This window comes from Haloferax marinum (assembly GCF_009674625.1).
In the GTDB taxonomy this organism is placed as follows: Archaea; Halobacteriota; Halobacteria; order Halobacteriales; family Haloferacaceae; genus Haloferax; species Haloferax marinum.
In genome coordinates, this window is sequence record NZ_WKJQ01000001.1 from 1,072,249 (window position 1) to 1,085,493 (window position 13,245).

16 protein-coding genes are annotated in these 13,245 nt (G+C 62.3%); 7 read left to right on the forward strand and 9 right to left on the reverse strand.

What is annotated here, in order from left to right; all coding sequences use genetic code 11:
• Nucleotides 1–101: 101 nt before the first annotated feature.
• Nucleotides 102–557 (forward strand): MGMT family protein, encoded by a 456-nt coding sequence (locus tag GJR99_RS05435; RefSeq protein WP_151110039.1) that lies wholly within the window; start codon nt 102–104, stop codon nt 555–557.
• Nucleotides 558–616: 59 nt separating this feature from the next.
• On the opposite strand, the gene GJR99_RS05440 is transcribed toward GJR99_RS05435, so the two are convergent.
• From GJR99_RS05440 to lonB, 3 genes are all read right to left on the reverse strand, one after another.
• Nucleotides 617–955 carry a hypothetical protein gene (locus GJR99_RS05440; protein ID WP_151110041.1) on the reverse strand — a complete coding sequence of 113 codons (339 nt, stop codon included), beginning with the start codon at nt 953–955 and terminating at the stop codon, nt 617–619.
• Between the two features lie 86 nt (nt 956–1,041).
• Nucleotides 1,042–2,013, reverse strand: a complete 972-nt coding sequence (locus tag GJR99_RS05445; RefSeq protein ID WP_151110043.1) for a CPBP family intramembrane glutamic endopeptidase — start codon at nt 2,011–2,013, stop codon at nt 1,042–1,044.
• Nucleotides 2,014–2,019: 6 nt separating this feature from the next.
• On the reverse strand, nt 2,020–4,101 hold the full coding sequence (lonB, locus tag GJR99_RS05450) for an ATP-dependent protease LonB (RefSeq protein ID WP_151110045.1): 2,082 nt from the start codon (nt 4,099–4,101) through the stop codon (nt 2,020–2,022).
• Between the two features lie 169 nt (nt 4,102–4,270).
• Between lonB and GJR99_RS05455 the strand changes: the two genes are divergently transcribed.
• Genes GJR99_RS05455 through GJR99_RS05465 form a run of 3 tightly spaced genes read left to right on the forward strand, consistent with a single transcriptional unit; the run spans nt 4,271 to nt 6,226 of the window.
• Nucleotides 4,271–4,822: a nicotinamide-nucleotide adenylyltransferase gene (locus GJR99_RS05455; protein ID WP_151110047.1), complete on the forward strand. Its 552-nt coding sequence runs from the start codon at nt 4,271–4,273 to the stop codon at nt 4,820–4,822.
• A gap of 1 nt (nt 4,823) precedes the next feature.
• A complete protein-coding gene (locus GJR99_RS05460) occupies nt 4,824–5,606 on the forward strand; it encodes an SAM hydrolase/SAM-dependent halogenase family protein (protein ID WP_151110049.1) in 783 nt (260 codons plus the stop codon).
• A complete protein-coding gene (locus tag GJR99_RS05465) occupies nt 5,606–6,226 on the forward strand; it encodes a trimeric intracellular cation channel family protein (RefSeq protein WP_151110051.1) in 621 nt (206 codons plus the stop codon). The genes GJR99_RS05460 and GJR99_RS05465 overlap by 1 nt, the downstream gene beginning before the upstream one ends.
• A 92-nt stretch (nt 6,227–6,318) precedes the next feature.
• On the opposite strand, the gene GJR99_RS05470 is transcribed toward GJR99_RS05465, so the two are convergent.
• The 4 genes from GJR99_RS05470 to GJR99_RS05485 all read right to left on the reverse strand — a co-directional run bounded on the left by GJR99_RS05470 (nt 6,319) and on the right by GJR99_RS05485 (nt 9,711).
• Nucleotides 6,319–6,714 carry a cupin domain-containing protein gene (locus GJR99_RS05470; protein WP_151110053.1) on the reverse strand — a complete coding sequence of 132 codons (396 nt, stop codon included), beginning with the start codon at nt 6,712–6,714 and terminating at the stop codon, nt 6,319–6,321.
• Nucleotides 6,715–6,984: 270 nt separating this feature from the next.
• The gene (gene thsA, locus GJR99_RS05475) at nt 6,985–8,547 is read right to left on the reverse strand and encodes a thermosome subunit alpha (RefSeq protein WP_151110055.1); all 1,563 of its coding nucleotides are present in this window, start codon (nt 8,545–8,547) and stop codon (nt 6,985–6,987) included.
• Nucleotides 8,548–8,708: 161 nt separating this feature from the next.
• Entirely contained in the window at nt 8,709–8,984 is a 276-nt protein-coding gene (locus GJR99_RS05480; RefSeq protein ID WP_151110057.1) for a HalOD1 output domain-containing protein, read from the reverse strand.
• A gap of 82 nt (nt 8,985–9,066) precedes the next feature.
• The gene (locus GJR99_RS05485) at nt 9,067–9,711 is read right to left on the reverse strand and encodes a helix-turn-helix domain-containing protein (RefSeq protein WP_151110059.1); all 645 of its coding nucleotides are present in this window, start codon (nt 9,709–9,711) and stop codon (nt 9,067–9,069) included.
• A 217-nt stretch (nt 9,712–9,928) separates the two neighbouring features.
• Between GJR99_RS05485 and GJR99_RS05490 the strand changes: the two genes are divergently transcribed.
• Nucleotides 9,929–10,753, forward strand: a complete 825-nt coding sequence (locus GJR99_RS05490; protein WP_151113868.1) for an amidohydrolase family protein — start codon at nt 9,929–9,931, stop codon at nt 10,751–10,753.
• A gap of 30 nt (nt 10,754–10,783) precedes the next feature.
• On the opposite strand, the gene GJR99_RS05495 is transcribed toward GJR99_RS05490, so the two are convergent.
• Together GJR99_RS05495 and GJR99_RS05500 are read right to left on the reverse strand one after the other, a co-directional pair.
• Nucleotides 10,784–11,686, reverse strand: coding sequence for a glycosyltransferase family 2 protein (locus GJR99_RS05495; protein ID WP_151110061.1), 903 nt, complete (start codon nt 11,684–11,686; stop codon nt 10,784–10,786).
• Nucleotides 11,687–11,766: 80 nt separating this feature from the next.
• Nucleotides 11,767–12,525: a class I SAM-dependent methyltransferase gene (locus GJR99_RS05500; RefSeq protein ID WP_191967147.1), complete on the reverse strand. Its 759-nt coding sequence runs from the start codon at nt 12,523–12,525 to the stop codon at nt 11,767–11,769.
• A gap of 95 nt (nt 12,526–12,620) precedes the next feature.
• Here GJR99_RS05500 and GJR99_RS17380 point away from each other — a divergent pair, with 95 nt between their 5' ends.
• Complete coding sequence (locus GJR99_RS17380; RefSeq protein WP_191967072.1) at nt 12,621–12,779, forward strand: hypothetical protein; 159 nt, start codon at nt 12,621–12,623, stop codon at nt 12,777–12,779.
• 124 nt (nt 12,780–12,903) lie between these two features.
• Entirely contained in the window at nt 12,904–13,176 is a 273-nt protein-coding gene (locus GJR99_RS05505; RefSeq protein ID WP_151110065.1) for a winged helix-turn-helix domain-containing protein, read from the forward strand.
• Nucleotides 13,177–13,245: the final 69 nt, after the last annotated feature.

The window sequence follows — 13,245 nt, forward strand, 5'->3', positions numbered from 1 at the left end:
GCGTCGGCGGGGAGACTCACCGTCATTCGCGCGGGCGCGTGCGAGGCAGCAGTCAGGTCGTCGCCGGAAGTGTCAAGCCGTCGGCGGGGACAGGCGAACGTATGGACGTCACCGGAATCTACGCCCGCAAGTCGTCGACACTCGACCGTGTCGTTCAGGTCGGCGTGGTCAGTGGGAAACTCATCAGCGTCTCGTTTCCCGACGCCATCCCCGACGACGCCGAGAGCGACAACGCGTATCTCGACGCCGTCCTCGACGCGATAGACGGAGCAGACACTCCCCTCGACGAGATTCCAATCGGCCTCACCGTTCCCACCGACCAGCGAGCGGTGCTGGAAGCGGTTCGAAAGGTTCCGCGAGGGGAGTCAGTCGACACCGGTCTCCTCGTCCGGATGGCAGGGTTAGACCCCGAAGCCGACGGGTCGAAGCGTATCGTCCGCGAGGCATTGGCCGCCAATCCGATTCCCGTCGTCATCCCCGACCACCGGGTTCGAGACGCCCCGAGCGCAGCGCCCGACGCCGTCGCAGACGAACTTCGACGGGTGGAAGGAATCTAACGGTCGGCTGGGCAAACAGCCGACTGGGCAAACAGCCGACCGGGCAAACAGCCAGTCGGTTAGAACGGTGTCGCGTCGGTCTGTCGCCGCAGTGCGAGGTAGCCGAGGAGGCCGGCGAGGAGGAACAGCGTACTCGCGAAGGCTATCGACTGGAGGCCAGTGACGAGTTCGGCGAACTGTGCGAGACCGGCGAGGAGGAAACCACCGCCAGCGACGTATTTCAACTGACTGTCCACCGGAACTTGCAGTGTGACGACGCCGAGAAGGATTGCCACGACGCCGAACGCGGCGTCTGACAACAACCGAAGCGTCGGGTCCCCGGTCGCTATCGCGGCGACGACCAAGACGAGATAACCGATGAGTCCCGCCTGTGTCAGCGTCCTCGTGTCGATGTCCATACTGGTTACGCGCGGGCCGAGCACTTGAACGCATCCCCGCGGAGGCGTCCGAGTAGCGGGAATTCTACAAGCTGACCAGTCGCGACCTACCACCCGAACAACTCGTTGCCGACGAACTCCAGTGCGTTCACCAGATAGTGTGCGACGACGACGACGAGCAGACTCTCCGTGAGGACGAACGTCGCCGCGAGAACGAATCCGAGCAGGCCGGTGACGACGATACCGAGTCGGCCCTGTGCCGTGTGACCGGCACCGAACGCGACGGACGAGACGGCGGCCAAGAGCCACGGGGAGACGTCGAACCCGGTGGCGAGCGCACCGATGAGCGCGCCACGGAACAGGAGTTCTTCGAACCCAGCGATGAGCGGCAGTGCGACGAAGAGCAACAACACCCACCCCCCTAGCGTCTCGGGGGTGAGTGACTCTCTGAGCGCTTCGTCGGGGGCGAAGCCGAACCGCCGACTGAGTGACGACCCAGCCCGATTGAATCCGTAGAGAGCGACACCGAGAGCGACGCCGAGAGCGAGTTTCGTCGGAAGGTTGCCCGCCGAGAGGCCGAGTGCCGACGCCGGGACGCCTGCGTACCACGCACCCGTTGCCAAGAACCCGCCCAACAATGCCTGTGAGACGGCGACGTTGACGATGAGGAGGTGTGTCGGGATATCGGCAGGTGCCGCGTCTGTGTCTGTCGGCGGAAGCACGGGTGTGGGCGTGAGACGGTCGTCGTTACGCGTCTCTACCGACTGTGACGCAGGGTCTCTCGACTCCGTGTCGTCGCTGTCGAGGTCAGTGGTGTCGTCGCTGTCGAGGTCAGTGGTGTCGTCACTGTCGAGAACAGTGGCGTCAGCGAGGAGAGAGTCGGTGGACTCACCGTCAGTCGTGCCGCCGAGGAGAGAATCGGACGAACCGTTGTCCGCGGCCTCCGGAACGTCAGTGCTCTCGGACGACCGTGACGTGACTCCGTCTGCGTGTGGGATACCGCGTGAGAAATATGCGAACGAGAGGAGGACGACGAGGACGAGGCCGGTAAAGCCCGTAAACGCCGCCCAGTCAGCCATCCCGCGTTACTGCGGGCTTGGGCTGGAGGGCCCGACGCCCTTGCCCTTGTTGAGGGCCGAGCCAGTGATGCTCTTGAGGCGGTCGACGAGCGAATCCTTCTCGGGTTCGCCCTCGAGGGCGACTTCGAGAACCTCGCTGATGTGCGAGACGGGGATGATGTCGATCATCTCCTTGTACTCGTCTTCTATCATCACGTCCTGCTCGTTGGCGGCCGGGATGATGACCGTCTCACAGCCAGCCTTCGCGGCGGCTTCGATCTTGTGGGTGACACCGCCGACTGGCAGCACGTCACCGCGCACCGACAGCGAACCGGTCATGGCGACCGATTGGTCGATTGGGATGTCTTCCAGCGCGGAGATGACGGCGGTCGCAACCGTGATGGATGCGGAGTCGCCGTCGACACCTTGCTGGCCGGTCTGGACGAACTGCACGTGCACGTCCATCTCGGAGAGGTCCTGGTTAGAGAACTTCTTGATGATAGCCGAGACGTTCTGGACGGACTCTTCGGCCATCTCCTTGAGCTGGCCGGTGGCGATGACCCGTCCTGGACCCTGCGATGGCGTGACCTCTGCCATCACCGGGAGCATGATACCGGAGTCTTCGCCCATGACTGCGAGACCGTTGACGCGGCCGGTGACGAACCCGTCGTTGACCGAGAGTTCGTAGTCCTTGCGGCGCTGGATGTACTGGTCTGCAATCTGCTGCTCGATGGAGCGCGCACGACGCTTTGCCTGCAGCACGTGGTCGCGAGTGGTGAACTCCGCGTTCTCGCCACGGGCGATGTCGCCTGCGACGCGGACCAGTCCACCGAGGTTACGGAACTCGAGGGTCAGGTGACCCTTGCGGCCGGCACGGCGACGGGCTTCGAGGATGACTTCCTCGATTGCCTCGTCGGTGAAGTGCGGCAGACGGCCGTCGTTAGAGACTTCCTGTGCCACGAAACGCGCGTACTTGCGGCGCATCTCGGGGGAGTCCTCGATGGTGTCGTCCATGTACACCTCGTACCCGTACCCTTTGATACGGGACCGGAGTGCGGGGTGCATGTTCTCCATCGCGTCGAGGTTACCCGCCGCGATCATGATGAAGTCGGTCGGGACGGGTTCGGTCTGGACCATCGCACCCGAGGAACGCTCGGATTGGCCGGTGATGCCGAACGCGCCTTCCTGAATCGCCGTCATCAGGTGTTGCTGACTGCGCACGTCGAGGGTGTTGATCTCGTCGATGAACAGGACACCCTTGTTGGCCTTGTGGATGGCGCCTGGTTCGACGCGGTCGTGGCTCGGCGTCTCCATCCCACCGGATTGGAACGGGTCGTGCCGAACGTCACCGAGCAGGGCACCCGCGTGGGCACCGGTCGCGTCCTGGAACGGCGCGGCCTTCTGGTCGGCGTTGTTCACGATGAGGTTCGGAACCATCGCGTCGCTGCCACGGGAACCGTAGCGGAACGCGAGATAGATGATACCCGCAGCGAGGATGCCGAGGAGGACCTGCTGTGCGATGATGAGGGAGTAGCCCAGCACCACCGCGATGATGATCCACATGAGGAACGAGCGCATCTGGTTGCGCTTGCGTGCTTCCTCTTTGTGGGCCTCGACGATTTGGTCACCTTTGCCCGCGGGAACAGTACGGACCTTCGGGGCGTTGCCGTCGTCGGGGTTGTGGTAGACGAGAACGTCCTGTAACTCTTCGCGGGGGAGGAGTTCAGACATCGCCTTCGCGAGCATCGACTTCCCCGTCCCCGGAGAGCCAATCATCATGACGTGGCGGCGCTGTTTGGCCGCCTTCATGATGACGTCGCGGGCGTGTTCCTGTCCAATGACCTGGTCGACGAGTCGGTCTGGAACAGTAATCTCTTCGGAGGACTCTATCTGGAGGCCACCGAGAAGGTCGTTTTCGTCCACGTCGTCGGCCACGTCGGCCTCGATTTCGACGTCACTCCCGAGGTCGTCGATAGTCTTCTTATCGACCTCTTCGGCCTCCTCGTGCTGCAGATCCGACCCGCTATCGGCGCCCTCATCGAAGGGCATCTCGGCGGGCGAATCCTCCTGCTCTTGGAGGCTGTCGTCGGTATTCGTATCGTTACTCATAGAACTGTCGTCGCTACTTCTAATGTGGGCCTTTCGACTGATATACTTTCTCCCCGTTTGCATCTAGTGCACCTTGCCGTGAAATCGCCCTTCGACGTCCCTACCACCAGAATACCGAATTTCAGCGAACTCGGCGTATTTATAAGTAGTCCGACCTAACGGCCGACCGATGCGGGGGTTCTACATCGGCCGGTTCCAGCCGTACCACAACGGCCACCATCGAATGGTCGAAGAAATCGCCTCCGAGGTCGACGAACTCGTCCTCGGTATCGGGTCTGCCGGCGACTCACACTCGCCGCGAAATCCGTTTACTGCCGGCGAACGAATCATGATGGTCAACAAAGCCGTCTCTGATTTCGACATCACGACGTACGCGGTTCCCATCGAGGACTTAGACCGAAACTCGGTGTGGGTCAGCCACGTTCAGTCGATGTCGCCGGCGTTCGAAGTGGCGTACTCGAACAACCCACTCGTCATCCAACTGTTCAAAGAGGCGGGTGTCGAAGTTCGGCAGTCGCCGATGTTCAACCGCGAGGTGCTGGAAGGCACCGAAGTTCGACAGCGGATGATAGAAGACCGAGATTGGGAATCGCTCGTCCCGGACGCCGTCGCAGACGTCGTCCACGAAATCGGCGGTATCGAGCGAATCCAGCACATCACCGACACCGACCGGTCCGAACGGACGCCGAGTAACGCGAGCGACGACTCGAACCCCTGTTGAGATGATTACGCTCGCGTCCGACTTCGGGTCGGCGTACCCCGCCGCGATGAAGGGCGTCATCCTCTCTGTGACCGACGCTCGACTCGTGGACGTGGCCCACGACCTCCCCCGACAGGACGTTCGCGCCGCGGCGTTCTGGCTTCGCGAGACGCTCCCCTACTTTCCGCCAGCGACGCATCTCGCCGTCGTCGACCCAGGCGTCGGAACCGACCGCCGAGCAGTCGTCCTCCGCGTCGGAGACCACGTCTTCGTCGGCCCCGACAACGGCGTGCTTCGACCCCCAGCGCGCCGTATCGACGCCGAGAGCGACGGCGAACCACCGGTCGACGCCTACGAGATTCGCGTCTCCGACCCCGACTCGACGACGTTCCACGGCCGGGACGTGTTCGCCCCTGCCGCCGCAGACGCCCACGTCGCCGGTGCGGACGCACTCGACACCGTCGAGCGATTCGAAGCGGTTTCGGTCGAGTCGCTCACCGACCTGCAGTTTCCTCCTGCCGACGTCGACGACGACGCGAAGACTGCACGCGGCGAAGTACTCGTCGTCGACGACTTCGGCAACTGCATCACGAACATCCCTGGGTCGTTCCTCCGCGGCCACGACACTGTCAGTGTAAACGGCGAACCCGTCGCCGTGGGCCACACGTTCGAGGCAGTCGAGCGCGGTGAGCGACTCGTCACGGTCGGGAGTCACGGAAACGTCGAGTGCGACGTAAACCACGGCCGAGGAGACGATGCGTTTGGCCTCATGCCCGGCGACACCGTCTCCCTCACCGTCGAGTGATGGTCGTCGGAGAAATCGACCCCTTCGCGGTGATGAACGTCGTGGGACTGCTCGCGTTCGCCATCGCAGGGTCGCTCAAAGCGGCCGACGCCGGCCTCGATATCTTCGGCGTCGCAGTGCTCGGCGTGGTGACCGCACTCGGTGGCGGGACGACCCGAGACGTGCTCGTCGATAGACTCCCGGCGTCACTCGCGGCGACAGGAGACATGACCGTCGCACTCGTCGGCGTCGGCGTCGCGCTCGTCCTCATCCACTCGCTCCACGGGCAGGTGCGAGACCATCCCGCGTTCTTGACCTCGGACGCCATCGGCCTCTCTGCGTTCGCGGCGACGGGCGCGCTCGTGGGTGTCGAGGCGGGTGTCTCACCGTTCGGCATCGTCATTCTCGCGACGATTACGGCCGTTGGTGGCGGGTCTATCGCCGATATCCTCATCGGACGCGTTCCGACCGTCCTCCGCGACGATTTCTATGCGACACCGGTAGTCGTCGGTGGTGTCGCGTTTCTCGTCGCCGAGTCGGTGGGAGCCCCGACAGGTGTTCCATCGGCGCTCTGTGCCGCGCTCGTGTTCACGGTGCGGATGCTCGCGCTCCGATACGAGTGGCGACTGCCGCGGGTGTGAGTTCGCCCGGAAATTCTGCTGGGTTGTGAGACTATTGTCAGAAGTAGTGTGCTGCATACCGAGGGTGTATACAACAGAATACCCAGCTCCGGTCACGCCTGCTGGTCACGCAATGCGACACCGAAAACGACACATCGAGTGACGATTCGTGTCGAGTGACCCGCTCCCCACGTATCCTCGAGCAGAAGGACACTTCCAGGAGGGAACGTTCGTTTGCTCCCGTCGCTTGCCGTAATCTCGTATTCACCCTGGGCAGTGCAGAATATCTGGCGCTGTGGACTCGGATGCGGAGTGTCCCCGCCCCAGTCAGTCGGTGCACCGACCCAGATAGTCCCGTCTGCGGGGAGGAACGACGCCGTATTGAGAGGTTCTGCTGGCGGAGCAAATTCGGTGGGCGAGAGCGCGACTGTCACGTCCTCGAAGTGGGTCTCTCCGTCAGCGTCCGTATAGAGGCGGGTGTACAGCGCCTCCTGAACGGAACTATTCATCCGTGTAGTCGAGTCGTCCAAGTTTCAACACCGACTGGCCGATACGCGGCCTGAGATGTTATACCCGACCGTGTGGCGGCCATACGTCAGCGGGCACCTCGATGTGTCGCCGGCTTCGAGGCGCATCTCATGCCGAATACGTGCCCCCTATTCAGCAAGACTGGAGATAGCTATCACTTCACAAACAAATTCGCGTCGGAAAATCGGCCGACCAAATACGAACTGACCGCTGGCCTCGAAATGCAGTCTCCGGGGAGAGGAGGAAACTGCTTACTTGGCGGCGATGACGTCGTCGATGCGGACGATCATCGTCGCGGCTTCGGTCGCGGACTCGATAGCCTCGCGCTTGACGGCCACGGGGTCGATGACGCCGTGTTCGACGGGGTCACCGATTTCGCCTGCGCGGCCAGTCGAGATGATGCCGGCGATGCCTTCGTTCTCGTAGCGGGCGCGAAGGTCGACGAGCGCGTCGATGGGGTCCATCCCGGTGTTCTCTGCGAGCGTGCGCGGGAGTGCCTCGACGGCGTCGGCGTAGGCTTCGACGGCGAGTTGCTTGCGCCCCTCGATACCGGCGGCTTCGGACCGGATACGGTCGGCAATCGCGATTTCGGTCGCGCCAGCGCCGGGGACGACGCCGCCCTTGTCGATGGCGGCGACGACCACGTCGATTGAGTCGTTGATGGCGCGTTCGAGTTCGTCGACGACGTGTTCGGTGCCGCCACGGAGGAACAGCGTCACGGCCTTGGCCGCGGCACCGCCCTCGACGAAGGTGAGTTCGTCGTCACCGAAGCGGCGGATGCTGACGGAGTCGACGTGACCGAGGTCCGAGTCTTCGACGTCGGAGAGCGAACCGAGGCGCTTCGCACCGGTCGCACGGGCGAGGGCGCGGGCGTCGGACTTCTTCACGCTCTTGAACGCGAGGATGCCCGCGTCGGCGAGGAACCCGGCGACCCGGTCGTCGATGGACTTCGTGCAGAACACGACGTCGACACCGGCGTCCTTCAGTGCCTTGGCGTAGCCGCGGAGTTCGCGGTCTTCGGCGTCGATAGCCGCGGTGAGTTGGTCGACGGAGGTGATGTTGTACTCGGTGTCGACCTCGCTCTTGCGAACGTCGAGTTTCATGTCGAGGACGGCCACAGTCGCGTCTTCGACGGCGTGGGGCATGTTCTCGTTGACGGGTTCTTTGTCGAGGACGACACCCTCGACGAGTTCGGTCGCCGAGGACGACGCGCCCGTACGGGTGAGGACGCGAACGTCGTCGCGGTGGAACTTGCCTTCGGTGTCCTCGTGGACCATCTTGACGGCTTTGACGACGTGTTTCGCGAGGACGTCGGCCGTGACGTCACCGGTTCCCTTGCCGGTCATCGAAGACTCGGCGACTTTCTGGAGCAGGTCGTCGTCCAGGTCGACGTCGAGAACCATGTCGTCGACGGCTTCCTGGGCGATGCGGGCGGCCTCGGTGTACCCTTCGACGATGACGGTCGGGTGGAGGTCCGAGTCGAGGAGGTCCTCGGCGTGCGCGAGGAGTTCACCGGTGAGGACGGCCGCCGTGGTGGTGCCGTCACCGACTTCTTCCTCCTGCGTCTGGGATACTTCGACGATCATCTGCGCGGCGGGGTGCTCGATGTCCATCTTCTCGAGGATGGTCGCCCCGTCGTTCGTGATGACGACGTCGCCCGAGGAGTCGACGAGCATCTTGTCCATGCCGCGCGGTCCGAGTGTGGTCCGTACGGCTTCTGCGACGGCCTTCCCGGCGCGAATATTAGAATCCTGTGCGGAACGGCCGCGCGTTCGGTTGGTGCCCTCTGCGAGAATGTATAACGGTTGCTGCATTCGTGAAGCCATATTGAAACCTCAAGCGCTATCAACGATTGCAGTTCTATAAATACGTTTCGCCTGTGGTACGCTATGAAATCGCACGACAGGCCGGCGGTAAGTCGCTTATTTGGTCGCGTGGTATTCAGTCAGTTGCGACCGCTGTATGACCGTGACCGCTACCGCTGTTTGACCGTGACCGTTCCGTCGCCAAATAGCGAGACGAGCAACCCCGCGTACTGGAACGTGATTTGGCGGGAGGTGTCGCAAGATGGTTGGAAGACGGCGTCGAGTGCCTCTGGGTCGACACCAATGTCGGCCAACGGTGGAAGTTCGAGAGGGGTGAGTTCAGTTGCTGTTGCGACGGCCGAGGTAATCGCAACGGCAATATCGTCATATCGGTCAGCGGAGATGGTTACCACGGACCCAGCGTTTTCGTCTTGCTGGTCGTCCATACAGTCCGCATCGGTAGTGGAGTACGTATGGGTGTGGGTTGATTATGTAATCTTCCGGGTTCAGTGGGCCTCTCACGATGGTTCAGCGAGTCCCCTCACGAATTATCTCTGCGAGCGTTCGGTACGCCCTGCGGAGGCGAGCCGCCACCGCCTGCCGTGAGATGTCGAGTTCTGACCCGAGTTCGTCGAGCGAGGTTCGGCGGTGTTCGTCGAAGTATCCACGTTCGAGTGCGAGGAGAAGCGCCTCGCGTTGACTGTCGGTCAACGACTCACTGACCGGTGCTTCGACAGAGTCGAGGGCTGAGATACGGTCGAACTCGGAGTCGATTCCGTTGTTGGCCCAGTATCGCTTGAGTCCACTCAGAGCGCTGTGAGAGGGGACACGAAGTCGCAGACGCCAGAAGTCGACGATGGTCACACACTCCAGAAGGACGGCGTCGTACTCGCTCAATCCGGCGAGCAGGAGACTCTGGCCGAAGTCCCAGTCAGACCCGTAGAGCGCACCGTTTGGAACCGTCCCGACGAGTTGTACCGCGTCTGTCCCAAGTGCGGATTCGATGGCCTCCTGAAACGAAGTCGCGTCGGGGCCTCGTACCCAGAGATACGATCGCTCGTCCGCAGAGACCGGAACCAACTGCTCCAGTTCGAGTTGGACGTCGTATCGCTCGACCGACTGACCGGGGGGGAGCGCAGAAAGAGGGACGAGAACCTCCGCAATTAGACACACGGTGTTCGATGGCCGGAGTAGACCAAAAAACTGAGTCGTTGTGTTCTCTCGCGACGTTCTTGCGTAAATGACTGTCTCGAGTGTGGTTCAGAGTGTGGGTCGTGTTGGCGTGAGTAGCGCGGGGTGTGTCGGCGTGAGTCGCGTAACTCAAACGGCCGACACGTATTCAGCGGTGATTCTACAACCTATTTGACGGACACCGATGACCGAGTGGACGATGCTGGAGCTGGAACATGGGTTCAGAGTGGTCGACGTGAACGCTCGCCTCGACCCAGACAAACAGTCGATTGCGACGCGCGGGCGAGAGATTAGCCCCGAGCGATTAGAGCGGGAACTACATCAAGCGGGTGTCGTCCGGGCAATCGTCTCGCCGGGCGCACAACCGGGTGACCAGAGTTACCTCCGTCCGAACAACGCTGTCGCGCGGATGAGCGTCGACCGACCGTTCCTCGCGTTTGCCCGCGTCAACGGACCGCGTGACCCGAGTGGTGGGACGTCCGCACGCCTCCGAAACCTCACCTCGTCGCGCAAGGAGTTCCACACCGACCCCGACGACGTCGAACAGTACGCGTACGACGACCGCTTCTACGGGTTCTGTCTCGCCCCGGCCGTCGACGGCCTTCCGGACGACGAGACGCTGGCGATGCTCGAAGACGTTGGCCTCCCAGTCTTCGTGCAGGGCGGACGAGAGTTCACACCGAGTGCGCTCGCAGACTCGCTGTTAGGACGGTTCCCCGTGATTCTCTCCAGTTTCGGAGGGTTCCCACTCGACCGAGACCTGATGCAGGACGCGATGGACCTGCTCGACGACCACGACGACCTGTATCTCGACACGAGTTTCGTCCGCTACCGGAGCGTCCTCGAACGAGCGTTGCTCGAACACCCCGACCGCGTCCTGTTCGGAAGCGGTGTGCCGGAGACACATCCGAACGTCGGCGTCATGGAGATACTGACGCTCGACGTGTCAGAAGACGCGATGGCGAAGGCATTCTCGAAAAACGCCGCCAGAGTCATCTCGGCGCTCGCTCCGGGAGAAACGTAATACTCAGGCTCGAAATCGTCAGAGACAGACTCAGCGCCAGTCGTAGCGGGCGACTGCGCGGTCCGCTCGTGTGGAACACCCATGTGGGTTGCGGGCGCGCGAGCGGTCACGGGCACGCGCGACCATCCCATCGGACGCACCCGTCGCGATACCGGCGGCCACGTCGCGTCCGGTTCCAACCCACCCAGACGGCGTCACGTCGCCTTTGAGGACACCGACGGCCGCTTCGAACCCATCCGAGATGGCGTGTTTTGCAGTTCGTTCGATGGTGGCCGGCCGAAGGCCGTAGTTCTTCACGAGTCGGTACGTCAACGACCGATACTTCCATCCCCACTCACGCTCCGAGATGCCACCGTCGGCTTCGAACTCACGGCGGACGCACATCTCGGGTTCCCACGTGACGGTCCGGTCGAGGTGTGCGAGTCGGTGAGCCGCGTCGCGCGCGCCGCCCGTCTGGAGGTACTCGTCGAACCCGTCGAGCGAGTCGATGACGCGTCGGCGGAAGGCGACGTTGCCACCGTTGAAGTAGGTGACCTTGCGACCTGCGATGGTGTTTTCTTCTAACGATTCGGTCGTCATCCCGTTGCGGAGCGTCTGGTGTAACGGTCCGGTGACGACGTCGGCGTCGTCGATGGCGCCTTCCAGTGCAGACAGCCACGACGGTTCGACCGAGAGGTCGTATCGAAGGAGTGCGATGACGTCGCCGGTGGCGACTTCGATACCGGCGTTTCGTGCGACGTTGAGGTTACGGTCGGACAGTTCGACGAGTACGTCTACGTCCTCGCGTTCTCTCACCATCCCGGTCGTCCCGTCGGCCGATGGGCCGTTGACGACGATAACCTCGGCGTCGGGGGCGTACTCGGCCAGCGCGTCGAGGCTGGTGGCGAGACGGTCCCGACCGTTGAGGGTCGGGAGCACAACCGAGAGGTCCATACCGGACACTTGCGATGGACGTACTTAAATGTGAATCGAGAACCGTGTTAAAGTGTATCGAGAGACGGTGTCACCCGTTCTCACTCGGCATCGCTCGCGCGACTCGACGCACGAGACTCCGCGTCCGACCCGTCTCCGACCTGTGCGTTCCAGTACGACACCGACGCGATGTCGTCACCGATCGGCGTGTTACCCACCGAGAGATCGAGTGACCGGAACGGTCGTGCGATGCCGTTCGGAATCTTTCGGTAGAATCCGAACGGAACGACGAAGTCGTGTTTCGCGTCCCTGAGTTCGAGACCCGCGTCGGCGAGTAGTCTGTGAACTTCTGCTTCCGAGTAGAGTCGGGACCCCATCGGGAGCAACCAGTTGTACGCGACGCGAAGACTCTGGTCGTTGAACGTGTCGAAAAACACCTGGTCTTTCGAGACACGCGCCATCTCCGCTAAGAACTTCGCTGGCGTGTCCGCGAGGTGGAAAAATCGCATCGCGAACACGGCGTCGAAGTAGTCGTCTGGGAATGGAAGGCGCGCAGCGTCGCCGCGGAGGAACTCGATTCGGTCTGCGACACCCGCCGCACGGGCCTTCTCCCGCCCCTGTACCATCATCGCTCGTGAGATGTCCAGTCCGACGACGTTCGCTCCCTCCTGAGCGAGCATCACGGTGAACCGACCGGTCCCACAAGCGATTTCGAGGATGTTCTTGTCCTCGACAGGGCCGAGTGCCGCGAGGACTGCCTCTTTTTCCCGCCGGTCGATGAGCCGACCGCCCTTGGAGAACCGCTTCGAGTCGTACTCCTGGGCGACCTCGTCGGCCTGGTACCACTCCTTTCCTTTCACGCTACGCATACTCGCGGGGGCGATGGTAAAACGGTACTGGATATCCGTTGCTGTCTATGGATATACTTTCATCTGTAGAAACCGTACCATGGTGTATGCCAACGTGCCGAAAGTGTGGGTCGGACCACGACGCCGAAGAGCTAACGCGTCACGTCTTCGAGGAGTGGCTCGTCGTCCACTGCCCCGACTGTCACGCGCCGATGGGGAGCTATCGACTCGGTGCCCCTGCCGTCGATAAACTACAGCCTGCCTGAACACCCGGTCGTAGTCGGGCGAATACTGCTCGAGTTGTGATAAATAATATGTGTATAAGGTGTCTGCATTGTTTTGTCACACTTGAAGCTAACTCTTAACACAGAGGAACTATCTGACACAAGTATGAGCACCACTACCGCAGAGCCAGATACAGAAGACATCCTTTCGGAAGCCGAGTTCCGAAGTCGTCTCCGCGAACTGCCGCCGAGTGCGAAACTCGTCGCCAAAGTTCTCGAAAGCGACGCCCCGCTCTCGCAGGGCCAACTCGCAGAAGAGTCGCTGCTCCCCGACCGAACCGTCCGCTACGCACTCAACCGTCTCGAAGAGTCTGACCTCGTCGGGTCGCGCTACTCCTTCAAGGACGCGCGCAAGCAGGTCTACTTCCTCAACACGTAGACTGGACGGCTACCGAATCGCAGACGACTACGCCCGCGGGGGCGCACCCCGCAGACCAAGCCACCACTT